This window comes from Mesorhizobium sp. M6A.T.Ce.TU.002.03.1.1 (assembly GCF_003997275.1).
Lineage (GTDB): Bacteria > Pseudomonadota > Alphaproteobacteria > Rhizobiales > Rhizobiaceae > Mesorhizobium > Mesorhizobium mediterraneum.
The window spans coordinates 57,451-83,207 of record NZ_RZTI01000010.1; the positions used below are offsets into that span (position 1 = coordinate 57,451).

Consider the following 25,757-nt stretch of genomic DNA (forward strand, 5'->3'; position numbering starts at 1 on the left):
CGCGCTGTTCACCGCGCCGACCGCCTTCCGCGCCATCAAGGGACAGGATCCCAAGGGCGAATTCGTCCCGAAATACGACCTCTCGAAATTCCGCACGCTGTTCCTCGCCGGCGAGCGCGCCGATCCGGAAACCATCAAATGGGCGGAGCAGAAGTTGCACGTGCCGGTGATCGATCATTGGTGGCAGACCGAGACCGGCTCGCCGATGACGATCAACCCGGCCGGATTGGGCCTGCTGCCGGTGAAATACGGCTCGCCCGGCGTGCCGATGCCCGGCTATGACATCCGCGTGCTCGATGATGGAGGTCATGAGGTCGAGCGCGGCACGCTGGGCAATGTCGTGGTCAAGCTGCCGCTCCCGGCCGGCTGCCTGCCGACGCTGTGGAATGCCGATGACCGGTTTCGCCAAGCCTATCTCGACGAATTCCCCGGCTTCTACAAGACGGCGGATGCCGGCATGATGGACGAGGATGGCTATTTGTTCGTCATGGCCCGAACCGACGACATCATCAATGTCGCCGGCCACCGGCTGTCGACCGGCGCCATGGAGGAGGTGCTGGCCGCGCATCCGGACGTTGCCGAATGCGCCGTCATCGGCATCGCCGATCAGATGAAGGGCCAGGTTCCGCTCGGCTTCGTCGTGCTGAATGCGGGTGTCGACCGCGATACCGGCACTATCGAGACCGAGGTGGTCACCCTAGTGCGCGAGCGCATCGGCCCGGTCGCCGCCTTCAAGACGGTGGTGACGATCAAGCGCCTGCCAAAGACGCGCTCCGGCAAAATCCTGCGCGGCACCATGCAAAAAATTGCCGACAAGGAAGAATGGACTATGCCGGCGACCATCGACGATCCGGTCATTCTCGACGAAATCACCGCAGTGCTGAAGGGACGCGGGATCGGCCTGTAAAGACATCTGGCCATCGACAGCGCGCCGGTAGCCAATTGGCTATTGTGCAATGCAGCAAATCGCCATACAGTTTTGCCGGGGCGCCCACCGACGATACGGCATGGCTCAGCAAAAAACCACATTTGGCGGCGTCGACATTCTTCGATTTCTCGCCGCCGTCCTCGTGATGTTCTACCACTACGGTTACTGGGTGTGGGCCTTTCCCGCCGGCGTTTCGGCACGGGCCACCGGCGGCATCCCGCCGCATCCGGAACTGGAGATGCTCGGCTCCGGATGGGTCGGCGTCCAAGTGTTTTTCGTCATCAGCGGCTTCGTCATCGCCTTCAGCGCCGAAAACTCAACCCCCTTGCGGTTTTTCGAGGCAAGGGTGAAGCGGCTGGCGCCGGCGGTCTGGATCTGCGCGCCGGTCACTGCGGCGGTGCTGCTCCTCGTCGGCCTCAGCTGGCCGACGGATGCCGTGAACCGGCTCGTTCGCACGGCATTGTTCGTTCCCTACTCCCCCTGGGTCGACAGCGTCTATTGGACGCTCGGCATCGAGATTGCCTTTTACGCCGTCGTCTGGACCTTGCTGTGGCTGGGCCGCTTCCATCTGATGGAGGTCGTGGCCATTGTGATCGGCATGGTCAGCACGCTCTTCTGGTGCCTGTATTATCCGCTCGACTGGTCGGCCTTTGCCGAGACGCGTTGGCTCGCCCTGCTGCTGGTGCATCATGGGTGCTTCTTTGCGACGGGCGTCATGATCTGGCTGATGCGCTTCAAGGCGGTGACGCCTTTCCGTCTTGTCCTCTGCGCGCTGTTTCTCGTCGGCTGCGTCCTCCAGATCGCCAGTTCGGTCGATGTTCACACCGTGAAGGTCGAAGAGCAGATGCCATACGCGCCACCGATCGTCTTCTTCCTCGTTGCCATCGCCCTGATGGCATGGTCGTTGCGGCTCGACCTCTCCTGGCGCGGCTGGCGCCGGATCGGCCTGATGACCTACCCTCTCTATCTGATCCACGATGTCGTCGGCGCTGCCATTCTCGGCGCCCTGATGCGTGCGGGAGTGCCATACCTGCTTTCGGTGGTCATCGTCGGCGCGACCATGGTCGCCGCAAGCTGGTTGATTGCCATCGAGGCCGAACCGCGAGTCCGGCTTCTGCTCGACCACACCATCTTCCGCTATCGGCTCAAGGCGGCGTAACCGCGCCGGCGTGTCACGCCGGTTCGTGGCTGCAAACATGCTGCTGTGGAATGTGCAGCGCGAAGCATGGTGCCCACGCTCTTTGCAAGTGGTGAGCCCTCTTTCCTAGGTGTCGACCGGTCGCGGCGCGGTCAAGCGAGGCGATCGACCCACGCATAGGACATCATTCCCGTCGACACTGTCGCTTCATGCCCAGCCGCCGATCATTGCCTTGCTCGAGGGCATCCGTGTTCGCTCACGCCGCATCAGCCAGCATCGGCCTCGCCGCACAGGACGACGATCCGCTCAACATCCATTCTATACGGGCCTCAGGTATTTGCCTTCGTCCGCGCTTCCGATTTTTCCAGATAGTAGCTCGAATACCTGTCGAAGAATTTCTCCGAGCCGCCGATCGATCCATACTTCGCCAGCTTCTTCAGATCGACCTTGTTCAACACCACGCCGACGATCTTGTTGGCGATGTAGGATTCCGAACTCAGTATGGATTGCACCATCGCGCGCGGCGTGCGCCCCCACTCGGTCACGAGCACGAAGCCGTCGGCAAGCGGAGCAAAGGCCTTGGCATCGACCACGGGGCCGAGCGGCGGCAGATCGACGACGATGTACTCGAAGGTTTCCTTGGCGTTGTCGATGAAACGTCGCATCCCGGCCGACGACAGAAGCTCGCTTGTGTGGGAGAAATGACCGCGCGGGACGGCCGGGACGATCGCCAGCTTGGTCTGTCGGTCGATCTTGCCGACGGACTGCCAGGTCTGCCCGCTCACCACCGCTTCCATCAGGCCTTGCTCGGCCTCCATGCCAAGGCTGCGGCTGAGGCCGGGGTTGCGCAGGTCGCCGTCCACCAGCAGCGTTTTGGAGCCGTTGGCGGCAAGCAGTCCGGCCAGATTCGCCGCCACGGTCGATTTGCCCTCGCCGGGAAGGACCGAGATCACGCCGATGACCCGGCTGCCTTGCCCTTCCAATACGACGTCGAAGGCAATCTTGGCGCTGCGGAGCGTTTCGGAAAACATCGATGCCGGGGCGTCGATGCTGACCCGCATGCGCGCGCGTCTTTCGGCGGCCGACGGTGATTGGGCGGTTTTGACATCCGCCTGACCGTCATCGTTCTTGGCGACCTTGCTGCCAATGACTGGCAGGTAGCCGAGGAATTTGAGGCCGACGCGATCGCGAACGTCCTCACCGGTCCTGAAGAACCGTTCCCTGAATTCGTTCAGGCCACCGACCCCGGCCCCCATCATCAGGCCAAGCACAAGCGAAAGTCCCAGCACGATGGACGTGCGCGGCGTTGCCGCCGACTGCGGCAGCGTCGCGTCTGAGATGACGCGGATCTTGCCGACCGGGAAGGATTGCTGCTGGGAGGCTTCCTCGTAGCGGCCAAGGAATGTCTGATAAAGTGTCGAGAGCGCCGTTGCCTTCTGCTCCAGCTCGCGCAGCTGGACCTGCGTCTGGTTGTCGATGGAACTCTTGCCGGCCGCTAGCGCGACATTTGCGCGGAGCGCCGTCTCGCGCGCGAGAGCGACTTCGTATTCGTTGCGATAGCTTTCGGTCAGTTGCTTCAGCTCGCCGAAAATCTGCGCCGATATGTCGGCCTTTTCCTTGGCCAGCGCGACCGCCTGGGGATGCTCGGCGCCGAAATTGGCTTCGATATCCTGCTGCCGCTTGGCGACAGTGAGATAGCGGGTCTTGAGCGTCGAAATGACCGAGCTGCTCGGCTGGTCGGCGGATATGGCGGCATCCCTGAATGCGTTGTCCGAGCCGCTTTCGACGATCGACTTGTACTGCTGATAGCGGGCGCTGGCGCGCGCGGTATCGGCCTGCGCTTCAATGAGCTGCTCATTGAGGTCGGACAGTTGCTTGTCGCTGATCAACTGGCCATTGTTATTGACGGCCAATCCATGTTCGGCCCTGAACTTCTCGACCGCGAGCGCCGCTCCTTGGGAACTTTCGCGAAGCTCCGTCAGCCGGCCTTGCAGCCAGACCGCCGCTCGCTCGGTCGCATCGAAGCTCGCATCGAGCTGATCGGCGAGATAGGCGTCGGCATAGGCTTTGGTGATCGCGGTCGCGAGCGCAGGATCCGTCGCCTGATAGGCTATGGAGATCACATAGCTTCGACCGATTCGCTCGGCTTGCACCTCGTTCTGCAGTTTGAGGATTGCGTAATCGCGGCGTGACGAGGCGATCATCGCCTCACGCGTCGCCGCATCAAGCTGGGTAACGTCGGTGGTGCCCACCACAGCGGGGCTGGGACGGAAGTACCGGATCACGCCGCGCACAAAACCGTTGGCCTTCGACACGGCCGACGTCGGAGGGTTCATGAAAGCGTCGTTTTGATCGAGCTTCTGCTTGTCGACGACCACCGCCGCCAGCCTCGCCGAGTGGAGAATTTCGATCTGGCTCAGAATGGCGGAATCGGTCTGCATGCTGACCGACGCCGCCGAGACCTCGTCAACGACCTTGTTCAAGCCTTCGTCGATTAGCACGCGGCTCGTTGCCATGTAGGTGGGAGGCGTGGTCTGCAAATAGAGCACGCCCAGAAAAAGACCGATGGCGGCGCATACCGCAACCACCTTTGCCTGCCTTGCTGCCATGGCGAGCAGGCGCTCGACGTCGATGAAATCTTCGGCGTTTACTGCGTCCGAACTCGGCAATGGCTTCCTCTTGTCGAGAGGAAAATTGGCATAATTCATCTTCGGTCCAATTCTAGTTTGCATCTAGAGCGGCGGTCCTTCAAGTCGAACTGTGCCGCCGCTCTATCTCTTGTTTGAGCACCGGATTCTTCCAAAACCAGTCTCCAGTTTTGGGTCCGATGCTCTAGTTTGCAGGCGCTAGAGCAAGATCGGGGGCATCAGCATAAGTGCACCGCAAGCTTCATGCCGGACACCGCGAAAACCCGGGCGGCCAAACATATCGGCGTGTCTTGCGTCACCATTCATACGCTAATGCTCCCCAAAAATGGGCTTTATGCGGCTTCCACCCGGCGCTCATGCGACCGGACGAACTCCTGAAGCATCTCGAAGATCGGCCCCTTCATGTCGTCACGCGCCAGCGCGAAGGCGACATTGGCCTGGATGAACCCTTCTTTCGAGCCGCAGTCGAACATCCGGCCGTTGAAGGGCTGGGCGAAGAAAGCCTGGCTCTGCGCAAGGCGGACCATGGCGTCAGTCAACTGGATTTCGTTGCCGGCGCCGCGCTGCTGATTGCCGAGCAGCGCGAATATCTCAGGCTGCAGGATGTAGCGGCCGTTGATGTAGTAGTTCGACGGCGCGTTGGCGGGAGCCGGCTTTTCGACCATGGCGGTCACCTCGAAACCCGAGCCGACATCCGCGCCGCAGCCGACGATACCGTATTTGCTGGTTTCGGTCGGATCGCAGCGCTCGACGGCGATGACGTTTCCGCCGGTCTGCGCATAGAGGTCAGCGATTTCGGCGAGACATCCGCGACCGCCGAAGGACACCATGTCCGGCAACAGCAATGCGAAGGGCTCATCGCCGATAACCTCCCGGGCGCACCACACCGCATGGCCGAGACCTTGCGGCGACTGCTGCCGGATGAAACTCGTCGCACCGGCCACGGGAAGCAGGCTTTCCAGCGCCTGAAGCTGCGCCTTCTTGCCGGTCTGCTCCAAAGTCCCGATCAATTCGGGATGCAGGTCGAAATAATCCTCGATGACCGCCTTGTTGCGGCCCGTCACGAAGACAATGTGCTCGATGCCGGCTTCGAACGCCTCATCCACCGCATATTGCACGACAGGCCTGTCGACGACCGGCAGCATTTCCTTCGGCATCGATTTGGTCGCCGGCAGGAATCGCGTTCCAAGCCCCGCTACCGGTATGACTGCCTTCCTGACTTTCTTCATCGCAAATTCCTTCTGAGGAGATCGACTTCAACCTGTCGCAGGCCGCGAAACTGTTTTTCACCTGCCTGCACCTTTCACCTCCCCCGCGCCCACGGCAAATTGCGCCGCCACCCTTCGCAGCCGGACGGCGATCGGCATGCCCATATGCCGAACCGCTGCCGGATCGCTGAGCGCCGTCCACACCGCTTTGAGCGGGGACCGCGCCTTGATGTGCTGGACCAGCGACAGGAACGACGCCGCCTTGCGCAGGCTGCGCGTGCGCCTTGCGAAAGCGGCCTCGGCCTTTGCGTCCATCGAATGAGTTCTGGCGAAAACGAGATCGGCCTTGCGCATCGCCTCGACGTGATGAAGTTCGAGCACGCGGGAAATGGAGCCGGTCCGGATATGATAGACATAGCCGGTCGTCGGCTCGACGACGCATTTGCCGCCCTTGGCCAGGGCGCTGGCCAGCAGGATGTAATCTTCGCCGATGATCAGGCCTTCGTCATAGCGAAGCCCGTTCTCGTTCAGGAAACGTCGCTGGAAGATCGGCTTGAGATAGCCGAGATTGAACCTGGATTCGAAGACCACATTGCCGGCGATAAAGTCCGCCAGCGAGATTTCACTCAAGCCCTCCAGATAGTCGGCCGGGAACATCGTCTCTTCGGCAACGCCGTCCTCGCGAACGACCTGGAGATTGTCGACTGCGATCTCGGCGCCCGCTTTCTCCGCGCGGTCAATCATGGTGCAGATCCGCCCGGGATAGACCGCGTCGTCGGAATCGAGGACCGCGACCCATCTGCCGCGGGCAAGCTCAAGGCCGGCATTCCTGGCGCCGCCGGGGCCACGGTTTTGCTCAAGTGCGACAACACGCACGATGTCTTCGGGGTAGGATCGCGCCAGATCGAGCGTCCGGTCGCGCGACTGGTCGTCGACGACGATGATTTCGACGCTGACATCACGCTGGGCGATGGCGCTGGCGATCGCCCGCTCGATGGTCAGCTCCGCATTGTAGGCGGCAATGATAAAGGTGACGTCAGGCTGCACGCTTGCCCCCTTCCTGCGGCGAGGGCAGGCCATACTGGCGGATTTCACGCACGCCGACCAGCCCGCTCACGACGCCGACATGCATGATGCCGCGAAGCACGCTGCGGTTCCTGCGCACGGGATTGATAGCGACCGGGATTGCCGATGCGAAACAAAAGACCGCCTTTGCCGAGGCGAGGCCGACTTGCCTGACCAATGCGAGGCCACTCGCGTCGCGTCCGAGGAGATGCCCATGCGTCTGCCCGACGCGGAACCGGCGGCGGCGGAGCCAGTCGAATGCGGCTCTGGCGCGCGGCACCACTTCGTCGACCCAGGCCTGCGGCGAAAAAGCGATGCGGCCGCCGGCCTTGACCATAAGGTCGAAGAATTCGGTGTCTTCGCCGCCGGTCTGGCCACGCGCGAGGCTGAATCGCCGGCCGCGCAGGCTGTCGGCGCCCATCCTGAGCAGAACGTTGCAGGTGTAGCCAGTGCGGATCTCGCCGCGCACCCAGACGGGCAAGGTGGAGTGGAAATCGCCGCGTCGCATCCAGTCGGGCGCGTCCGGCCGATAGCGCGCCCGCACCGGTCCGAGCACTGCGGCGGCGCCACTCACTTCCGCCGTCGCAACCAGTTCGGCGAGCCATCCGGATGATGCCGTTTCGTCGTCGTCGAGAAAGGCGACGAAATCCGACGTGCTGGCGTCAAGGCAGGCGTTGCGGGCGATCGAGATGTTGCGCGCCGGACAATGACGATAGCTGACCGGCAGCTTCAACGTCTCCGCCAGCGTCGCCACCAGCAGCTCGGCCGTCGGTCCGTCATCATTGTCGGCGACAATGACGCGGATGTCGAACCCCGAAGGCACATCCAGGGCGGCAATGGAGCGGAGCGTGTCGGCAAGCTCCGGCCGCCGAAACGTGCAGACGCAAATGTCGATGCTGCGTTTTTTGTCGGCCACACCCATCACGCCACCCTCCTACCCTGTGATCGCGGCCCAAGCAGTTGCAGCCAAAAGCCGACGGACCAGCCGAAATGCATGACCATTGCCGAAATCCCGGCAAGCGCACTGTCCGGATTGCGCTGGCTGATGGCGGTCCATACGCCATAGCCGAGACAAACCGACGCCCACACCAGAAGCGGTATGACCGCCAGCCAATGCACGAAGAAAAAGGCAGAGAGAAGGACGACGGGGAATACCAGAAGCGGCACCATCTGCCGGACCTTCGGTATCATGCGGTGCTTGAGAACGTTCTTTGCCCGGCCGCGGCCATAGCCGAGATACTGGAAATAGAGGCCGGCGAGCGACGAGCGCGGGTAATAGATCATTTGCGTCTTGCCACTCATCCAGATCCGGCAGCCGGCCTGACGGAGCCGGTAGTCGAGTTCCGCATCCTCGTTGTGGCTGAATGTCTCGTCATACCCGCCCACCGCCTTGAAGGCCGATATCCGCATCAGCGCATGATGGCCGTGATCGACCCACTCGCCAGCCGAGAGATGCCGGTGCTTGGAGCCGCCCGTGCCGAGCTTGGAATTCTGTGCAGCCGCCACCGCTTTCTGCACCGTGCCGCTGCCGCTGGTCAGCATGGAGACGACGACCGAATCCGCGCCGGTGGCCAGCGCCTCCTCGACCAGCTGATCGCAATAGTCCAGGGGATAGCCGCCATGCGCATCGATGCGAATGAGATACTCAGCCCCTTCGCCGTAACTGGCAACGGCGAGATTGATCGCCGCGCTCTGGAGGCGCTTTTCATTGTGAAGAAGGATGATCCGCGGGTCCTTCCCGGCGATCTCCTCCACGATCGCCCTTGTGGCGTCCGTGCTGCCGCCATCGGCAACGACGATCCGGGCACCGAGCCTCTCGGCTGCTGGTCGAAGCTGGTCAACAAGCGCGCCGATGTGAGCCGCTTCGTTCAGGCACGGAATCACGATCAGGCTGGGCGCAAGCATTTCGGTTTGCGTCATTGGCCCATGTCCATCCCTAGCCATCCTAAGCCAGTGCCTCGGCGGCATATGGACCGGGCACGGCCGTCAACCCGCGAAGCTTCTCGACGAGCGCTCGGCAATCGCTGCGATCATGGCTCCAGGTTCGCGGATTGCGGGCAAGAACACACGCCCGCAATTTCCCGAAACGATGCTGCTCCATATCGCCCAAGGCGGCTTCGAGCGCCTCGGGCGTGGCTTTAGGCAAAAGAACGCCGATACCCTGTCGGTCGAGAAACCGGCCGGTTTCGGTGTTGCCCATCGAGATCGGCACCGCGCCGAAGCGGCAGCCCTCATAGAGGCGGTTGGGCAGCAGCCATTCGGAATTCAGCCCCTGCTCGAAAAAGTCGATGGCCCAGGAAAAATGAACCTCGCGGTAGATCGTCGCCATGTCCTCGGGGTTCCGATAGGGCCCGCCAAACGAGAGCCAGGGCTCGGATTCGACGAAACCGTGAAAATCCGGAAATTCGGAAAGCGCCGGACGGCCTCTGAGGATGATTTCGAAGCGCCCCTCGAGCCGTCGGGAAAATTCGGCCAGAAGCTCCAGGGAGCGGCGGCACCGGAGTGCGCCGAACCAGCCGATCCGCCAAGGCGGAGCGACGGGGGCCTCCGCCACTGTGCGATCATCCAGCAAAACCGCGGCAGGCTCGAAATATTTGTTTTCGAGCAGTTCGACCGGCGCGGCAATCTGCCCGAACGGCTTGAAATAGTTGGCGATGAAAGCCGGCGAACTGGTCACCAGGAGCTTTACATCCCTGGCCAGATAGCGTTCGGCGCCGCGCATCGCCTTGCCCAGAAAGTCGTCGCGAAGCACCAGGCGATGGATATCGAGACACTCATAGACGATCGGCACCGTTGCCTGGAACGCCGATCTGGCACGGCGGGCAAGCGCCAGCATTTCCAGATTGCGCGCGATGATGAGGTCGGGTCTTGGCATCGAACCGAGTTTCGAGACGATCGAGACCGCCGCCTTTGTGACCGCTGCCAGGCGCTGGCCGAATCGGCCGTCGCGCGTCGCGCCAAGATCGATCGGCTGCAAGCCCTCGACTTCGGCGATTGGGCTTGCTGTCCGACGGAAGCCCGCCAGTGTGACCTGGGCGCCGCCTGCCTTGAGCATTATGATCCGCCGGCGCACTGCCGGGTCGGAGACGTCGTGTACCAAGTACAAGACATGCAGCATGAAAATTCGACCGCTGTTGGCCCGCCCGCAAGAATCCTAGTACAGCTCGTGCTGCATCGCAACATTTTTGGTGCAGCGTAGCAAAAATCCACGTTTTTTGTTGCGCTGCAAAATTATTGCCGTAGTTTGATGGTGGCATCGGGCGCGGGTCGGGACGTCGGACCGGCACAAAAATCAGGGACCCTGAATTTGCAAGCCAATGCATTCGACCCGCCAGAGGGCTCTCTCCGCAGATCGGTCGGACGCGGCGCTATCATCACGGCTTTGGCGCAATCGGTGCGGGTTGCGACGCAGATCGTCTCCGTCATCGTGCTGTCGCGCCTGCTGTCGCCGCAGGACTTCGGTGTGGTGGCGATGTGCGCACCGGTGCTTGCCTTCATCGCGCTGTTCCAGGATTTCGGCCTGACCCAGGCCACGATCCAGAAAAGCGGGATAAGGCATGAGGAGATCAACTACCTCTTCTGGGTCAATGTCGCGGTCAGCACGTTGCTCGCTTGCGTGCTTGCCGGCTCGGCGCCGCTGGTCGCCGCTTTCTACGGCGAGCCGCGGGTGGCCGGTCTGGTGGCAGCGCTTGGGCTGCAGATCATAGCCTATGGGCTGGGCGCCCAGCATCTGGCGCTGCTGACACGCCGCATGCAGTTCGGCCGCCTGGCCATCATCGACGTCGCAAGTGCCGTCGCCGGCCTCGTCGTATCGATCGCCTGGACTTTCATCGACCGTTCCTACTGGGCACTTTTTGCCGGCACGCTGACAACAGCCGTGCTGCCCACACTTTGCTTCTGGGCAAACTCGCGATGGCGCCCCAGCCTGCCGCGCAAGGTCGATGGCATCAGCGACCTGATCAATTTCGGCGCCGGCATCACCGGGTTCAATTTCACCAATTTCTTTGCCCGCAATCTCGACAATGTGCTGATCGGAAAATATTGGGGCGAAGCGCAGCTTGGGCTTTATGACCGGGCCTACAAGCTGCTTCTGTTTCCGTTGAGCCAGATCACCAATCCGCTGTCGAAGGTCATGGTGCCGGCTCTTTCCAGGCTGAAGGACGAGCCGGACCGCTACCGCAGCGCCTATCTTCGCGTCATGCCGCTGATCTTGCTGGTTGCACTTCCCGGTGTCGCCTTCGCCACCGCCATGTCCGACCTGCTGATACCGTTTGTGCTCGGCGAGCAGTGGCGGCAGAGTTCCAACATCTTCCTGGCGCTCGGTTTTGCCGGGCTGCTGCAGCCGCTCAACAACCCGGCGGGTTGGCTTTTCATCAGCCAGGGTCGCTCGGGCGATTTCATGCGCTGGGGCATCATAGCGGCCGTGACGTCGGTGCTGGCCTTCCTGGTCGGCCTGCCTTATGGCGCGTTGGGGGTGGCGATCGCCTATGCGATCAGCGAGTATCTCAAAACACCTTTCCTGTGGCTGTATATCGGCAAGACCGGGCCGCTGCGGGCAAGCCACATGCTTCGCGCGGCAACGCCCTTCGTGCTTGGCGCGCATCTGGCGCTTGCCGCGATCTGGTTTGCCAAGCCGCTGCTGCCGCAACAGCACATCGTCGCCATGGCGAGCGCGGTTGTGCTGTCCTACATGATCACCATCGTGACCGCGCTGGCGTTTGCGTCCGGCCGCGAAGCATTGCGGGAGGCTCTGAAACTCCTGCCGGCACGGGCGCCCGCGGCAGCACCAAGCGAGGCGAAGTAACTTGCACGGACATCCATACGAGAAGCAGGTCTGATCCCATGCACTACCGATCGATCTCCGACATGAACGATGCGATTGTCAGGAACCTTCACCGGTTGCCGCGCGACATCGACCTGGTGGTCGGCGTTCCCCGAAGCGGGATTCTCGCCGCCACACTGCTCAGCCTGACGGCGAACATCCCGATGACCGATCTGGACAGCTTCCTGGCCGGAAAGATCTATACTTCGGGGGTCACCAAACGCCGCGCCGCGCTCGACCGGCAGGCCTCCGACATGCGCAAGGTTCTGGTGATCGACGACAGCGTCAGCGGCGGTGCCGCGATGCGCGAGGCGCGCAGCCGGGTAGAGGCCGCCGGCATCAAGGCGGACTTCATCTTTGCCGCGGTGTTCGGCCTGCTGCCTCAGCACGAGGAAACTGACGTCGTCCTGGAAGTCGTGCCGCATCCAAGGATGTTCCAATGGAACTTCATGCACCACAAATTCCTCGCGCAATGCTGCGTCGACATTGACGGCGTGCTCTGCCTGGACCCGACCGAAGCCGAAAACGACGACGGCCCGGCCTATGAGAAATTCCTGAGCGAAGCACTGCCTCTGTTTGGCCCGACCCGCAAGATCGGCTGGCTCGTCACCAGCCGGCTCGAGAAATACCGCGCGCTTACCGAAGCATGGCTCGCAAAGCATGGCATCGCATACGACAGACTGATCATGCTTGACCTGCCGAGCAAGGCGGAACGGCAACGGCTTGGCGTGCATGGCAGTTTCAAAGCCGATTTCTACCGCAAATCCGACGCCATCCTGTTCATCGAGAGCGAGCACCAGCAGGCCCTCAAGATCGCCAAGCTTTCCGGCAAACCGGTGCTGTGCGTCGAAACGCATCTGGTAACTTATCCCGATACGCTGTCGCTTCCGGCACTAGGACAGACGGCACGCAACCTTCCCAGCAGATTGCGGGGGATCAGTTCGCCTGACGGGCGCAAGACGGCAATCAAGACCGTGGCGCGCACACTGCTCGGCGAACGCGGCTACGAGACGCTCAAGAGCCGGATCAAAAGACCTGCTTGAATCCGATTCAGAACTTAGGCGGCCTGCCGCGAAGGCTGCCGTGCCGCCCTGTCGAGCATCGAGAAGAAGGTCGCGAACTGACCAGCCGGATCGAGTTCCGGTCGCTCGGAGAATGCACGTGCCGCCGTTGAAAGCCGCCCATATTCCTGGCTGTCGGTCCACAGACGCCTGACCACTGCCACCCAATCGGCGAGCGGGGCGTCGTAATCCAGCACCACGCCACCGGAGCCGATCGCTTCGGGCAGGCCGCCACGACGCGAGCCGACGACGGGAATGCCGCTGCAATGGGCTTCCGACGCCACCCGGCCCCAGGCCTCTTCCCACTTGCTGGGGGCGAGCAGGATTTTCGTGCGGCCATAAACGGTTTTCATGTCGCTGGTCCGGCTCTCCAGCGTGACGTTGCCGAGCGGCGCGATCGTCTGCTCGATCCGGGCCCGATGATCGTCGTCAAGCTTCCAGCTTTCAACGAATAGGAACGGGATTTCGGAGCAGGCGGCGGCAACGCGCACCGCAAGCTCGAAGCCTTTTTCCTCATAGGGATTTATCAGCGTGACAAATTCGCCTGTCGTCGGCGTGCTGTAGAGTGCGGGATTGATGGTCGGCGGTATAACCGTCGAATCGATATCGAATTTTGCCTTGTAGGTGCGCGCCGTGAATTCGGAATTGGCGATGTAAAGCGCCGAATGCAGCTCGCGCAGATCGCCGCCCAATTCGTGGAACTCGACGTTTCTGAGATAGACGACCAGCGGCACGCCTTCGGCCTGCAGCGCCTTGCCGATCGGAACCGACTTGTGGCACTGGACCACGGCGACATCCGGCCTCAGCTTTTCGACGGCAAAACCCGCCGCCTCCCAGGGAAACCAGGCCCGCACGACCGGATAGCCCGGATAGCTGTCGATGACCGCGCGCTGTCTCAGAAGCTTCATCTTGGCGCGCGCCTTGTAGCCGAAAACGCCTTGGCCAAACAGGGCGGCGAGCACCGACGCCTCATGCCCGTGCTCGAGCAACTGCTCGGCAAGATGATGGGTGCTGGACTGGACACCGCCGCTGAACTGGGGCGTGTAACCGTTGCCGCCTGCAAAAAGCACTTTCATGGTTTCGGCTCCTTGTCGCATTCTCAAGTTTACGAGCGATGACGCATTGCTTGTTAACGCATGGCTTGTTCACGCGTGATGGCTTGCGACCCGCTTTCAGGCATCCTGTTGCATCTCTAAATTGGCGAACGGATTGGTGCATGGCTGCCATCCGGTGAATCGGATCGGATCGGTTGGCGAACTGCGCCGGGCATAGTCGGTCAGCATATGGAACTCGGCAATAACCCAGCGGTCGAAATGGCTCAGATCTTCTTTTTTCTGGTCGGGGAGAAACCGGCGTGCGGCGCCCAATTTCAGCTCTTCAAGCAGAGTGACCGCATCGCCCAGCTTTTTGTTTGGAAATATCCAGGGGTTCCGCTTCTGGAATTCCAGGACGAACTGCTGCAGATGTTCGATGCGCATGTTCAGCCTGCCGAAATATCTTTCGAGCGTGACGCGCACCAGGTCCTCGTCCGAAAGCGAGGAAACGGCGGCATAGGCGATGCCGGTCGAAGCAACTCCGCCAGCCATGATGGCCAGTGCCGCGCGCCGCGAAACCTTGATCATCCGGCCATTTCCTTTCCCGCTATCCGGCTCGCCGCCCGCAAGGAGAGGGCTGCCGCGGTCAGGCTCGGGTTGGCACAGGAACAGCTTGGATATGTGCTCGAGCCGACGACGACCAGGTTCCTGAGCTGATGGTGGATCATGTCCCGGTCGACCACCGAATCCGCCGGGCTCAAGCCCATCCTCAACGTGCCCTGGACGTGCGACTCGGTCGGCCGGATGCCGCGATCGAAAATCTCTTCGACCGGCAGCGGGGCCAGAAGCGCCGGCAGTTTCTCCTTTGCCCACGCCATGCCCTTGACGGCATAGTCGGATGCCCCCTTGAAACTGACGAAGGCGTTTTCATCCTCGTCGAGGATGACGAGATTTTCCGGCTCGAGCAGGTTTTCGGTGACAATGATGAGGGGAAGCGTCTGACGGATACGCCCCTTTTCGGGGCGCATCCCGTGCTGCCAGCGGTTTTCGAAATAGACCAGCGCCGCCGCATGCTGCGATCTGTGGGCGCCGTCATAAAGGCCGAAATTCAAGCCGGTGGTGATGGTGCTGCCATCGAAATTGTCGACACCGTCGAGATAGGCTTCGAAATTCCATCCGTAGGATTCGTGCAGGCCACGCCCGACGAATTCGCCCGACAGGCCGGATCGCAACATGATCGCAGGGCTCTGGATGGCATTGGCGCCCAGAATAAAAAGATCGCCGCTGACCGAATATTCCTTGCCGTCCTGCACGAACACGACCGAACGGACCGATCCGCCGACGTGATCGAGGCGGCGCACTTCCGCGCCAAGGCAGACCGAAACGTCGGGATGCTCGAAGACGTGCATCAGGCCATTGTTGGCGGTGAATTTCGCGTCGACCGGGCATAAGCCGCATCGCAAATTGGCGCAGCACGAAGACCGCTGCGCGGTCGGCACGCGCGCCCTGGCTGTCGGCACGACAAAGTGCTGGTCCGGCTGCGCCGCTTTCATCATCCGGTCCGGCGTCGACATGTGATGCGGTGGTTGTGGAAACGGCCTGGAACGCGGCATCATCGCCGCCATGTCGGGGTCGCCTGAAATCGACATGACGTCCTCTGCATCGCAGTAGAACGGCTCGAGCTCGTCATAGCTGATCGGCCAGTCGTTGCCGATGCCGTAGAGGCTTTTCAGCCTGAAGTCGTTCGGATGAAAGCGCGGCGTCTGCGCGAACCAGCAATTCGTTCCGCCACCCAATCCGATCGTGTAGTTCCACGGCTTATCGGAGTTGGTCTTGTAGGTTGTCTCTTCGTCGATGTCGGTGTTGGCGTTCTGGTCGATCTGCCATTCATGCGTGTTGTGCCGGCCCCATTCCAGAACCAGAACGCGAGCCTTTCGCTGCTTCGCGAACGCATGCAGGAAGAACGCCGAACCGAAACCGGAACCGATGGCGACAAGATCGAAATGTTCGTTGGCGATCTGTTCCGGCCTGACGCCCAGCACCATCAGATAAAACCCTTTGTTGAAACGAGCGCGTTCATCAAAGCCTTCGTAACCGTCCCTGGTGTGCGATCCGGTCTAGCCATAGGCCTTTCCCGAATGGGCCTCACGCCGCCATCCTGCCGATCGAGTGGTATTCGATGCCGTGGCGGGCAATGACCTTCGGGTCGTAGAGGTTTCGGCCGTCGAAGATGATCGGCGTGGTCAACGCATCCTTCACCGCGTCGAAAGAAGGCGCGCGGAAGCTCTTCCACTCGGTGGCGATCAGGAGTGCGTCGGCGCCACGCAGCGCTGCCTCCTTGGTCCCGCACAAGAGGAGATCCTCGCGCAGCCCGTAGATGGCCTGGCATTCCTGCATCGCCTCGGGATCGTAGGCCTGCACTTTGGCACCGGCCTTCCACAGCGCTTCCATCAGGACACGCGCCGGCGCCTCGCGCATGTCGTCGGTGTCGGGTTTGAAGGCTAAGCCCCAAAGCGCAAAGGTCTTGCCCTTCAGATTGCCCTCGAAGTACCGGTTCACCTTGTCGAACAGGACCGACTTCTGCTCGTTGTTGCGCTCCTCGACCGCGCGCAGCAGCTTGGCATCGAACTTGACGCCTTCCGCCGCCTTGATCAGGGCGCGCACATCCTTGGGGAAGCACGAGCCGCCATAGCCGAGACCCGGATAGATGAAATGGTAGCCGATGCGCGGATCGCTGCCGATGCCCTTGCGGACCTCCTCGATGTCGGCGCCCAGCTCCTCGGCCAGATTGGCCATTTCGTTCATGAAGCTGATCTTGGTCGCCAGCATGCAATTGGCCGCGTATTTGGTGAATTCGGCGCTGCGCACATCCATCACGATCATCTTCTCGTGGTTGCGGTTGAACGGCGCATAAAGCTCACGCATCACCGCCTCGGTGCTTTCGCTGCTGGTGCCGACGATGATGCGATCGGGCTTCGTGCAGTCGGCCACCGCCGAGCCTTCCTTGAGGAATTCCGGATTGGAGGCCACGTCGAAAGCCAGATCCTCGCGACCCCGCGCCTTCAGCGTCGCGGCGATCCTGGCCTTTATCTTTTCGCAGGTGCCGACCGGCACGGTCGATTTGCCGACGACGATCTTGGGCGCGTCCATCTCCCGGCCGATCGCCTCGGCGACTGCCAGCACATATTTGAGGTCGGCCGAACCATCCTCTCCGGGAGGCGTGCCGACGGCGATCATCTGGATTTCGCCATGCTTGACCGCGGCGGCGGCGTCGGTGGTGAACTTGATGCGGCCGGCCGCGTGGTTCTCCTTGACGAGGTTTTCGAGCCCGGGCTCGAAAATCGGGATGAGGCCCTGATTGAGCCGCTCGACTTTTTTCACGTCGATGTCGACGCACACCACCTGGTGTCCGACTTCGGCAAGCACCGCCGCCTGCACCAGACCGACATAGCCAATTCCAAAGACCGTCAAATTCATTTGGTTTCATCCCTGTTCAAGGCTTCGGAGCGCTTTCGGTCCGGCCGGTTCAGATTAGCCTTCACTTTATGCTGCATGCCAGCGATTCCGGAAACTGGCATGGCTGGCCGAGCGCCGTGAAGGCGACGCGGTCCACTTGCATGGTGAGCTTGCGCCCCGGATCCGAAAACGGGCCCAGCCAGCCCTTCATCGTGTCGCTGCCCCAGAGGCTGAAGAATATCTTTTGCGCATGGCTGGGCAGCTTTGCCGGATCGGTGATCGTGTTCACCAGCTGGCCATTGACGTACCAGCGCAGCCGGTCCTTCTCCCAGACGAAGGCGTAGTCATTGAAAGCCTTGTCGGTGCCGCCCGCTACATCCACCAATTTCTCGTTGTTGCCCTTGCCGGCTATGTAGGCGTTGACCTGCACCTTGGAGGTGTCCTTGGTCAGCACCTCGAAGTCGATTTCATCCCATGGCTGCTTGTCGGAGGGGCCGATGTAGGAAAAGAAGGCGGCGTTGATGCCGGAGCCGGCATCGGTTTTCATCCGTGCCTCATAGGTGCCATAGCCGAAGCGCTGCTTGGTCTGGATCTCGCCGCAGGCAAAATCGCGATCCTTCAGCTTCCGCTTTTCGAAACCGAGCGTCAGCATGCCGTCGGAAAGCTCGACCTGGCTTTTGGACCAGGTGCAGTTCTGATGGCTGCCGTTCGTCCAGCCGTCGGCAACGTACCAGCGCGCACGGTCGAAGCTGGTGAAATCATCGACGAACGATGGCGCAGTCGGGATATCCTGCGAACGGGAAGGGGTCGGGCCTGCAACCAGGCTGCCGAGCGCGACCAGCAGAAACGCGCCGCCAGAGCATAGCTGCCTCAGGTTCACTTGCCTGATCGAGCGCGTGAGCGGGCTGCCGCCGGTTGCTGGGGTGGACGTGCTTTTCGGATCCGCGTTCATACCAAACTCACCTTTGTGCTGTGTGCCCCCAACCCAAAGTCGACGTTCGAACCATGACGAAACGAGCTGATCTTGACCTTCTCCCGGCACCTTCCTTGTGCTGCCTCTTTGTTGACCTGTGGCACTAAACCTCTTGCCTGCGGCGCCACCCAGAACTTTGAAGTTCACCCCGTGCCGGCGGCCGGCTTGGCGAAATCAGCCTTGGTGGTCGAGCCACGCTGACCGCTTTCATCGAAGATTGCATCCAGCGAATGACGGAGATCCTTCATCAATTCGTTTTGCCGCGCGAGCGCCGCGATGCGCTGCTCGCAATTCAGGATCGACTTCGTCAGTTCGCTGACTTCGGCGGATCTGCTGGAGGAGGCCGCTCCATTTTCCATCGCCTCGACCAGAAAGGCCGCGTTGGTGGCCTTTGTCCGGTAGCGATTCTCAAGTCCGTTTTTCTCCGCCTCGACCTCGGCTGCGATCTGATCAAGCAGCTTTGCCAGGCGGTCAAGGCGCGAGATGTCGGTCTGCCTGTCTCGAGCCGGATCCCTTGATCTGAAGCCGAATATCGAGGCCATGCGCTCAGTCTCCTGTCATAGCCGGCCTATGGCAATCCCGTGCCCATCCAGGCCGAAAAAATCTTGTCGCATCGTCCAGCTCCTCTGACAGGGGACATTTTCGGGCCGATTCAAACGGCCAACCAAAATTGCTGCACCGCAACATACATGCCATCCCCAGAGCGAGTAGGCAACCACCTAATGCATGTTGCGCAAAAGTGCGCAGCGGTTTTGCGACAACGACATGCATAAGAACAAGAACTAAAGCGCGTCGCATGAATCTCATCAAACGCGACGCGCTTTAGTGTGGCGAATCGGAAATTCGCTTCACGTTGGAGCGGGGTAAGGACCTGTTGACATGATCGGCATGGCGCCGCTCGCGGACAAGCTCAAGTCTCGCCGAGCGGGCTCGTTGCGGCCATGAGAAAGCGCAGCGGCGGCACAGGCTGCTTCGCGGCAAAGCCGGCGCGGCGAAACAGCGCATCCAGCTTGTCGGCGGCCACGCCGCGAACGATGGGGATGAGGTTGGATTGGCTGGCCAGGGCGTAGGCCGCGGCCGACGTCAGCCCCCGCTCGTTCTTCACGTCGAGGAAGTTCCGCAACCGGTATTTGTCGCGCACCTGCCGTTCGTGCCTTCTGAGCACCGCCTTAGAGCCTTCCGGCAAACTGTCGATCGCCAGCAGCGCCAGATCCGCGTCGGCCAGACGCTTGAGATCCTGCGTCTTATGTTGGCCGCTCAGCGAATCCGCGCGAACGATGGCGCCATAGCCGCAGGACCTGATGACCTTGAAGCGTGCCCCGCAAACAACCGCGCGCGCGTAGAGCTCATAGTCTTCGCCCAGCCGCAGGTTTTCGTCATAGCGCAGCCCATGCCGGTCGAGAAAAGCGCGGCTGATCACCGGTTTGAGGAAGCCCAGCTCACCTCTCTGCACACGGCGACTGGAGATGTTGCCTTCGATGAAACGCTCGAAATCGAGAAATTCCGGGTCGGCCGAGAATTGCGGAGCGGCGATTTTAGAGACATCGGTCACCGCATCGTCCCTGATCATCATGATGTTGTCGGCAGCGAAATCCCAATCGGCGCTGGCGAACAACTCGCGATATCTGCCCTCGAGAAAAAAATCATCGGCGTCCAGAATACTGATGAACGGTGACTTGGAGCTGGCGATCGCGGCGTTGCGGGCGAAGGAAGGACCGCCGTTGACGTCGAGCCGGATTACAGAAAGCCTGCCGCTGCCATCGTCGGCTGCCCGAGCGACTTTCGCGGTATCGTCGGTGGAAGCGTCGTCGACGACGACGACTTCCGCCACCTCCGGCTCGCGCAACGCCGATGCGATGGCAACCGGGATTGTCCGCGCCGCGTTGCGGGCAGCGATGATCACGCAGACCTCGGGTTTTGTCATCAATTCGTCTCTCGACTGCAAAGGTGGCTCCGAATTTCTTGCCGCCCCCCGTTGAATGTCCGATGCAACTCTCGTCCTCACCGACTGTCCGGCTGTTCGAAAGAGCGTCAGCCGGCGCTTATGCTGCAAGTGCGAAGCATCGCCAAAATCATTCGCTCCGTCCAGTCTTTCCTTTCGGTGTCGTCATGGCGCAAATCGATGGGCGGTGTAATGCCAGCGAATCGACGCGCCGCTTCGCAAACCGCCCCTGACCATTCTGGATAGCGCTGTCAGCGCATTCGAATCGCTGATCACCCAGTCGATCGACCGGCCGCGGCGCGATGACGACCCTGACCGTCGATCCTCGCTTTCGCCGACCAGGTGGTCGCGATGGAAAACGGCCGCATCGTCAAGGTCAGGCAAAATCAGATAGTGAATCAGCGGATCAGAGGCTGATGGAAAAATCCGGAGGTCAGTTGTCCAGGATGCTGTAAGGCGAGCAGTCCGACAGGAACCCAACCGACGCGACCTGACGTCGGGTCAGTGCAGGCTTCTCCTGGCACTGAACTTCTCGCCATCGGCCGTCTCGGTCGGACTCAGCTTTCGTTCGGCATCGCGAATCTTATCAGCCGATGTCGGCGTGTTTCTGGCAACCATGACGAAAACCAGCAAAAAATAGCCTAGCTGAATGACGATGGCGCAAGCCATAGCGCGAAAAAGCGTCGTGCCGAGCGAAGCGCCGCCCAGATGAGACCAGGCGACCACGATCGCCAGAGCGAAAATCATGCCGACAATGAATTTTGGTAACGACATACCCGACAGCCCGTCAACCTGCTCGGGCAATAATCGATGATTGACCCACCCCGAGCCTCCCTTCGCCATGCGAGCTCGTTGAGGCGGCCCGCTTTTTGGCCGGTTGCTTTCGGCCTTTCCCACGCTGTTCCATACTCTGACAGAAACAATTTGCAACTCTATTAAGGTGTGCAATAGCGGGCAAGGCCAACCACAAATAATTTTGGATGCGTTCGCGGGATCGACTCTGCCATGTTGCGATGCACACGTCTGCATCATGGCCAATCACCGGATATGGAACCCCTCCAGTAAGACCCATAATATTAATTAGTATTTTACTCTAAAATCTATATATGTCTCGGAAGCTAAAGCACGATTATGTTCCATGACGCGGTACAAAGAGCGATTCGCCTAAAATCAGCCTCAAAAAGGCACTAGATTTTTCAAAGTTGCCCATAATCTGTCACGAACGTGCCATAAAGATCAAAATTTGTGCAGGATCGGTTTATTATTTAGTCAATTCATGACGTGATTATTTCAAGCGATCGAGAAATTGTGTGTTGCGATGCAGCATTTTTTTGATATTGTGGGCGAAACCATCCGTTCAACGTATGGAGTTTACGCATGAGGGACGTAGCCAAGTCGGCCGATGCGGATTTTTCGCAGGCCGGCATCGATTTTCCACCAATCGGCGGCCTGCTAAAACGCAGCTTCGATATTGCCGGCTCACTGATTGGCCTGGTGGCTCTCAGTCCGCTGTTTGTTATGGTCGCGCTGCTTGTCAAGTTTTCCGACGGCGGGCCGATTTTCTACGGTCACAGCCGGATCGGTCGGGGAGGACGGATTTTCCCGTGCCTCAAGTTTCGCACCATGGTTCAGGATGGTGAACGGGTGCTGGCGGCATATCTTGCCGCCAATCCGGACGCCAATGCCGAATGGACAGCGACCCGCAAGCTCAAGAACGATCCGCGCGTCACGCGCGTCGGGGCCGTGCTGAGGAAGCTCAGCCTAGATGAACTGCCGCAGATCATCAACATCCTTCAGGGCGACATGAGCCTTGTCGGTCCTCGCCCCGTCGTGCGCGACGAGCTCGAAATCTATGGCAGTTCGGCTGTCTATTACCTGAAATCGCGCCCCGGCCTGACCGGGCTCTGGCAGGTCAGTGGCCGCAACGACGTTTCCTACGACAGCCGCGTCGCGTTCGATCGCCACTATGTTGAGAACTGGTCGCTATTCGAGGACATTCGCATCATCATCAAGACCGTGCCTGCGGTCTGGATGTCGCGGGGCTGCTACTGACCCGGCCGGGAGCCGGTGAGTGACGGTCCAGACGCCAAGCATTCTGCAGCAAGCTTCATCGGGCGGGGCCAAAGCGGATCGGAAAAAGCTCAGTTGAAAACACACATCTTCGGAATCTCCTGCGCCGGCACTGTCAGCAATCACATGCGACGGATGCGGCTTATGACTGCTTGCCTCACGCTGACGCTCGCCGTTCCCCAACTCGCCACCGCCGACGAGTACCGCCTGGGATCGCAGGACAAGCTGACCATCCGCGTGGCCGAATGGCAGACCGTTGAAGGCACGTTCCGCGACTGGACGGCCGTCAACGGAGAGTACACGGTCGGTCCTGCCGGAACATTGTCCGTGCCATTCGTCGGCGAAATGCCGGCATCCGGCAAGACTACATCCGAGGTCGCGGCAGCGATCGGCCAGGCGCTCCAGCGCAAGCTCGCTCTGGCGGACCGGCCGGAAGCCTCCGTCGAAATGGCGCAGTACAGGCCGTTCTACATTTCCGGGGAGGTCCAGACGCCCGGTCAGTATCCTTACGTGCCGGACCTGACCGTGCTCAGGGCGATGAGCATCGCCGGCGGTGTCCGACGGAGCCCCGAAGGACAGCGGTACGACCGCGACATGATCAATGCCAAGGGCGATTTTGACGTTCTCCAAGACCAACGGGTCCGGCTGATCGTCAGGCGCGCGCGCATCGAAGCGGAGATAGCGGACAAGTCGACGTTCGACGTGCCGAAGGAGGTGGCCGACGATCCGAAACTGGCAAGCATCGTTGCCGACGAGATGGCGATCCTGACGGCCGATCAAAAGAATCTCAAACTGCGCCTTCAGGCGCTCGATGATTTGAAGACGCTGCTGCAGAGCGAGATTGATTCGCTGCAGAAAAAGATCGTCAACCAGCAGCGGCAGGTCGACCTGGCAAAGGAACAGCTGAGCGGCATCGGCTCGCTGGCGCAAAAGGGCCTTGTCGTCAACACGCGGGTTCTGACTTCGCAACAAACGATCGCCGACCTGGAAGGCCAGATCCTGGATTACGAAACGGCCATCCTCACCGCCAAGCAGTCGATCAGCAAGGCCAATCAGGACGCCATCGATCTGGAAAACACCCAGAATGCGGGCCTCGCCACCGATCGGCAACAGGCAGAAGCCGATCTCAGTCAAACAATGCTCAAGATGAACATGCAAACAGGCCTGATGGCCGAAGCCATGTCGGGGAACCCGGCGTTGCAACGCTATCGCGACGGCGAAGAGCCAACAATGTCGTTTGGCCTGGTTCGGGTGGTCGACGGAAAGAGCAGCGAAATCGCCGCCAGCGAAGACACGCCCGTGCTGCCCGGGGACGTGATCAAGGTGAAGTTGGCGCCGATGGCTAGCCAATAGGCCGTTTCGAGAAATCGAATACCCCGAGGTCAGCTGACGCTCAAAGGGAGCGTCACGCCAAGGCCGTCCGCATAGATGCACGCTCCTCGGCGAGGAGCGGCTATCCGTGGGGGAAGCGTAGTGAATATCTATCGTGCTAGAAGGTATATTAAAGGCACAATCATTACATTCATTTGGGTAATGAGGGGTATCGAAATATCCGATCGAGTCTCGGTGCTTGGAGTCTCGCCTCATATAGCAGGAAAAGGCAATTTTAGATTTGGCTCTCGCGTTTCGTTTCGAGGGCTGGGGTCACGTTCCTGGTTTCATGCACGCCGGAACGCAAGCCTGTCAATTGGCTCTAAATCTTTTATAAACAGCGGAGTCATGATCGACGCATCAGTCGCAGTAAGCATCGGAAAAAGATGCCTTATTGGCGATTCGGTTGTAATCCAAGACTCAAACTATCATGAGGTCGAAGATGGTGCCGGTGTTAAAGCGAAAGCTGTCCTAATTGGTGATAATGTTTGGATAGGCCGAAATTCAATAATCCTGCCTGGGGTGGAAATCGGGGATCATAGCGTAATTGGAGCCGGCTCTGTGGTCACCAAAAGTGCACCGCCACGAAGCTTGGTTGCAGGAAATCCTGCCCGAATAATTCGCGAACTAGTGGCGCCCCAAGATTATATTCGTTTTTGATCTCATTTTGATAGACGAAAAGCTAGAGCTGTTTGTTTTCGCGCAATTCCGGACGGAAAACCGCTGCACACTTTTCCTGGAATTGCTCTAGGTGACATTTAGCGCTTTGCTTAGCCCCTTGCGGTTTCTGGTTCCGCGAGGTTGGCCGCGGTCCACCGGGGACGGGCGACTAACACCCTCACCAGCTTGAAGTAGCTGTAATACAGAAGGAAGGAGCCCATGATGTAGGGGTTGAGGGTCTCGACCTCGACGAAGGACCGGATGAACAGAAGCACCATCACGCCGGCAAGAATCACAGACTCGGCTTGCCACGTCCTGAATATCAACGCCGATATGTGGCCCCACAGCGTGCGCACGATGATCAGCGAAATCAGCGTCGCCCCGACATAGCCAAGCTCGACGAGGGCTTCGATATAGGTATTGTGGAAGTGGAAGCCTGATCGGGTCGTGATGTAGAATTCGTTCCAAAGCCGCTCGGCCTCGGCAAAACCCTGCACCCAATAGCCCGCATAGCCGACGCCGAGGATCGGCGCTTGCTGCGCCGCCTCCCAGCCCTGCTCCCAGAGATAAGTCCGTCCGGTGAGCGTGGAATCCTTTCCGAAGACGCCAAGGACGAAATCCAGAAGTCCCGCAAAGGCAACCAGGGTGACCGCGATCAGCCCGCATGTGCCGACCAGGAAAATCACCCGTCGATAGCGGAGCGAAAGCTTCTTGGCCATGGCAAGCAGAGCCACCAGAGCGAGAACTGCCGGTATCGAAGCCATAGAGGTGGCCGAATGCGCAATGACCAGCAGATAGGCCGACAGGGCGACGACGGGCGCCGTCAAGAAAAGGCTTATTCGGCCGCGCCTGAGAAAAGCCAGGAAGACAACGCAGAAGTAGACACCCAGCGATGCGACAAAGCCGATCTGGTTCTTGGAGCTGAATGCGCCGACGAAATTGTACGTCCCGTCGAGAACGTCATAGGAATAACCCCCGACCATGAGCGAATAGAGCAGGACGAGAAAAATCCCGATCAGCGAGCCTATCGTCAACGTCCGGACGCTGACGGTGCGTGCCGCGATGTAGGCGCAGGCGATATGGGAGCAATACTGGACTGCCGTCCTCAACGTGATGCCGGGAGCATCCGACCAGAACACCGACAGGCAGACGTAGATGGCAAACGCCAGCGGGAGCCATGCGCTGGACACATGTCGCAACAGCCGCCGGTAGTCCACCAGGATAAGGGGAAGCCAGACCGCATAATAGGCCAGGATCAGGATCTGGCCGAAGACGGAGGAATAGGAGAACGCCCAAATGGAGATGGCAACAGCAAATGTGCCGTAGACCGTGTTCTTCTCCGGGTCGACCAACAGAGATTTTGGAATCTTCATCTCGGTAG

At 60.4% G+C, this 25,757-nt stretch carries 21 protein-coding genes; 6 read left to right on the plus strand and 15 right to left on the minus strand.

Annotation, left to right across the window (positions count from 1 at the left end; translation table 11 throughout):
• Positions 1-907 (plus strand): AMP-binding protein (locus EOC93_RS34605; RefSeq protein ID WP_245461372.1); only part of this gene is annotated, 907 nt, incomplete at its 5' end.
• A 100-nt stretch (positions 908-1,007) separates the two neighbouring features.
• Positions 1,008-2,087, plus strand: coding sequence for an acyltransferase (locus EOC93_RS05335; protein ID WP_127204061.1), 1,080 nt, complete (start codon positions 1,008-1,010; stop codon positions 2,085-2,087).
• 308 nt (positions 2,088-2,395) lie between these two features.
• On the opposite strand, the gene EOC93_RS05340 is transcribed toward EOC93_RS05335, so the two are convergent.
• The 6 genes from EOC93_RS05340 to EOC93_RS05365 form a co-directional block, all read right to left on the minus strand.
• On the minus strand, positions 2,396-4,774 hold the full coding sequence (locus tag EOC93_RS05340) for a polysaccharide biosynthesis tyrosine autokinase (protein ID WP_127204062.1): 2,379 nt from the start codon (positions 4,772-4,774) through the stop codon (positions 2,396-2,398).
• Between the two features lie 272 nt (positions 4,775-5,046).
• Positions 5,047-5,943: a UTP--glucose-1-phosphate uridylyltransferase gene (locus EOC93_RS05345; protein ID WP_127204063.1), complete on the minus strand. Its 897-nt coding sequence runs from the start codon at positions 5,941-5,943 to the stop codon at positions 5,047-5,049.
• A 57-nt stretch (positions 5,944-6,000) separates the two neighbouring features.
• Positions 6,001-6,969, minus strand: coding sequence for a glycosyltransferase family 2 protein (locus EOC93_RS05350; protein WP_245461373.1), 969 nt, complete (start codon positions 6,967-6,969; stop codon positions 6,001-6,003).
• On the minus strand, positions 6,959-7,909 hold the full coding sequence (locus tag EOC93_RS05355) for a glycosyltransferase family 2 protein (protein WP_095484305.1): 951 nt from the start codon (positions 7,907-7,909) through the stop codon (positions 6,959-6,961). Before EOC93_RS05355 ends, EOC93_RS05350 begins: the two co-directional genes overlap by 11 nt.
• Entirely contained in the window at positions 7,909-8,907 is a 999-nt protein-coding gene (locus tag EOC93_RS05360; RefSeq protein WP_095484306.1) for a glycosyltransferase family 2 protein, read from the minus strand. Before EOC93_RS05360 ends, EOC93_RS05355 begins: the two co-directional genes overlap by 1 nt.
• A gap of 25 nt (positions 8,908-8,932) precedes the next feature.
• Positions 8,933-10,105, minus strand: coding sequence for a glycosyl transferase family 1 (locus tag EOC93_RS05365; RefSeq protein WP_095484307.1), 1,173 nt, complete (start codon positions 10,103-10,105; stop codon positions 8,933-8,935).
• Between the two features lie 189 nt (positions 10,106-10,294).
• On the opposite strand from EOC93_RS05365, the gene EOC93_RS05370 reads away from it, so the two are divergent.
• Positions 10,295-11,791, plus strand: coding sequence for a lipopolysaccharide biosynthesis protein (locus tag EOC93_RS05370; protein ID WP_095484308.1), 1,497 nt, complete (start codon positions 10,295-10,297; stop codon positions 11,789-11,791).
• Between the two features lie 38 nt (positions 11,792-11,829).
• On the plus strand, positions 11,830-12,852 hold the full coding sequence (locus EOC93_RS05375) for a phosphoribosyltransferase family protein (RefSeq protein WP_095484309.1): 1,023 nt from the start codon (positions 11,830-11,832) through the stop codon (positions 12,850-12,852).
• 14 nt (positions 12,853-12,866) lie between these two features.
• Here the strand turns inward: EOC93_RS05375 and EOC93_RS05380 are convergent, their stop codons facing one another.
• The 8 genes from EOC93_RS05380 to EOC93_RS05415 all read right to left on the minus strand — a co-directional run bounded on the left by EOC93_RS05380 (position 12,867) and on the right by EOC93_RS05415 (position 21,118).
• Positions 12,867-13,946, minus strand: a complete 1,080-nt coding sequence (locus EOC93_RS05380; protein WP_095485042.1) for a glycosyltransferase — start codon at positions 13,944-13,946, stop codon at positions 12,867-12,869.
• Positions 13,947-14,042: 96 nt separating this feature from the next.
• Positions 14,043-14,492, minus strand: a complete 450-nt coding sequence (locus tag EOC93_RS05385) for a hypothetical protein (RefSeq protein WP_095484310.1) — start codon at positions 14,490-14,492, stop codon at positions 14,043-14,045.
• A complete protein-coding gene (locus EOC93_RS05390) occupies positions 14,489-15,949 on the minus strand; it encodes a GMC family oxidoreductase (RefSeq protein ID WP_127204065.1) in 1,461 nt (486 codons plus the stop codon). The genes EOC93_RS05385 and EOC93_RS05390 overlap by 4 nt, the downstream gene beginning before the upstream one ends.
• Before the next feature lie 100 nt (positions 15,950-16,049).
• The gene (locus tag EOC93_RS05395; protein ID WP_095484311.1) at positions 16,050-17,381 is read right to left on the minus strand and encodes a UDP-glucose/GDP-mannose dehydrogenase family protein; all 1,332 of its coding nucleotides are present in this window, start codon (positions 17,379-17,381) and stop codon (positions 16,050-16,052) included.
• A 61-nt stretch (positions 17,382-17,442) separates the two neighbouring features.
• The gene (locus tag EOC93_RS05400; protein WP_095484312.1) at positions 17,443-18,312 is read right to left on the minus strand and encodes a glycoside hydrolase family 16 protein; all 870 of its coding nucleotides are present in this window, start codon (positions 18,310-18,312) and stop codon (positions 17,443-17,445) included.
• A gap of 164 nt (positions 18,313-18,476) precedes the next feature.
• Positions 18,477-18,875: a hypothetical protein gene (locus EOC93_RS05405; protein WP_095484313.1), complete on the minus strand. Its 399-nt coding sequence runs from the start codon at positions 18,873-18,875 to the stop codon at positions 18,477-18,479.
• Positions 18,876-19,243: 368 nt separating this feature from the next.
• Complete coding sequence (locus EOC93_RS05410; RefSeq protein ID WP_127204066.1) at positions 19,244-20,257, minus strand: glycosyltransferase family 2 protein; 1,014 nt, start codon at positions 20,255-20,257, stop codon at positions 19,244-19,246.
• Between the two features lie 519 nt (positions 20,258-20,776).
• Positions 20,777-21,118, minus strand: coding sequence for an exopolysaccharide production repressor exox (locus tag EOC93_RS05415; protein ID WP_245461374.1), 342 nt, complete (start codon positions 21,116-21,118; stop codon positions 20,777-20,779).
• Between the two features lie 534 nt (positions 21,119-21,652).
• On the opposite strand from EOC93_RS05415, the gene EOC93_RS05420 reads away from it, so the two are divergent.
• Both EOC93_RS05420 and EOC93_RS05425 read left to right on the plus strand, forming a co-directional pair.
• Positions 21,653-22,327 (plus strand): sugar transferase, encoded by a 675-nt coding sequence (locus tag EOC93_RS05420; protein ID WP_095484316.1) that lies wholly within the window; start codon positions 21,653-21,655, stop codon positions 22,325-22,327.
• Between the two features lie 162 nt (positions 22,328-22,489).
• Positions 22,490-23,698 (plus strand): polysaccharide biosynthesis/export family protein, encoded by a 1,209-nt coding sequence (locus EOC93_RS05425; RefSeq protein WP_127204067.1) that lies wholly within the window; start codon positions 22,490-22,492, stop codon positions 23,696-23,698.
• 788 nt (positions 23,699-24,486) lie between these two features.
• Here the strand turns inward: EOC93_RS05425 and EOC93_RS05435 are convergent.
• Positions 24,487-25,749, minus strand: coding sequence for an O-antigen ligase (locus EOC93_RS05435; RefSeq protein WP_127204068.1), 1,263 nt, complete (start codon positions 25,747-25,749; stop codon positions 24,487-24,489).
• Between the last annotated feature and the right edge of the window lie 8 nt (positions 25,750-25,757).

Coding starts and splice junctions, on each gene's coding strand:
- EOC93_RS05335 (WP_127204061.1), top strand. CDS start 1,008: ATGGCTCAGCAAAAAACCACATTTGGCGGCGTCGACATTCTTCGATTT.
- EOC93_RS05340 (WP_127204062.1), bottom strand. CDS start 4,774: ATGAATTATGCCAATTTTCCTCTCGACAAGAGGAAGCCATTGCCGAGT.
- EOC93_RS05345 (WP_127204063.1), bottom strand. CDS start 5,943: ATGAAGAAAGTCAGGAAGGCAGTCATACCGGTAGCGGGGCTTGGAACG.
- EOC93_RS05355 (WP_095484305.1), bottom strand. CDS start 7,909: ATGGGTGTGGCCGACAAAAAACGCAGCATCGACATTTGCGTCTGCACG.
- EOC93_RS05360 (WP_095484306.1), bottom strand. CDS start 8,907: ATGACGCAAACCGAAATGCTTGCGCCCAGCCTGATCGTGATTCCGTGC.
- EOC93_RS05365 (WP_095484307.1), bottom strand. CDS start 10,105: ATGCTGCATGTCTTGTACTTGGTACACGACGTCTCCGACCCGGCAGTG.
- EOC93_RS05375 (WP_095484309.1), top strand. CDS start 11,830: ATGCACTACCGATCGATCTCCGACATGAACGATGCGATTGTCAGGAAC.
- EOC93_RS05380 (WP_095485042.1), bottom strand. CDS start 13,946: ATGAAAGTGCTTTTTGCAGGCGGCAACGGTTACACGCCCCAGTTCAGC.
- EOC93_RS05385 (WP_095484310.1), bottom strand. CDS start 14,492: ATGATCAAGGTTTCGCGGCGCGCGGCACTGGCCATCATGGCTGGCGGA.
- EOC93_RS05390 (WP_127204065.1), bottom strand. CDS start 15,949: ATGGTGCTGGGCGTCAGGCCGGAACAGATCGCCAACGAACATTTCGAT.
- EOC93_RS05395 (WP_095484311.1), bottom strand. CDS start 17,381: ATGAATTTGACGGTCTTTGGAATTGGCTATGTCGGTCTGGTGCAGGCG.
- EOC93_RS05400 (WP_095484312.1), bottom strand. CDS start 18,312: ATGAACGCGGATCCGAAAAGCACGTCCACCCCAGCAACCGGCGGCAGC.
- EOC93_RS05405 (WP_095484313.1), bottom strand. CDS start 18,875: ATGGCCTCGATATTCGGCTTCAGATCAAGGGATCCGGCTCGAGACAGG.
- EOC93_RS05410 (WP_127204066.1), bottom strand. CDS start 20,257: ATGACAAAACCCGAGGTCTGCGTGATCATCGCTGCCCGCAACGCGGCG.
- EOC93_RS05415 (WP_245461374.1), bottom strand. CDS start 21,118: ATGGCGAAGGGAGGCTCGGGGTGGGTCAATCATCGATTATTGCCCGAG.
- EOC93_RS05420 (WP_095484316.1), top strand. CDS start 21,653: ATGAGGGACGTAGCCAAGTCGGCCGATGCGGATTTTTCGCAGGCCGGC.
- EOC93_RS05425 (WP_127204067.1), top strand. CDS start 22,490: ATGACTGCTTGCCTCACGCTGACGCTCGCCGTTCCCCAACTCGCCACC.
- EOC93_RS05435 (WP_127204068.1), bottom strand. CDS start 25,749: ATGAAGATTCCAAAATCTCTGTTGGTCGACCCGGAGAAGAACACGGTC.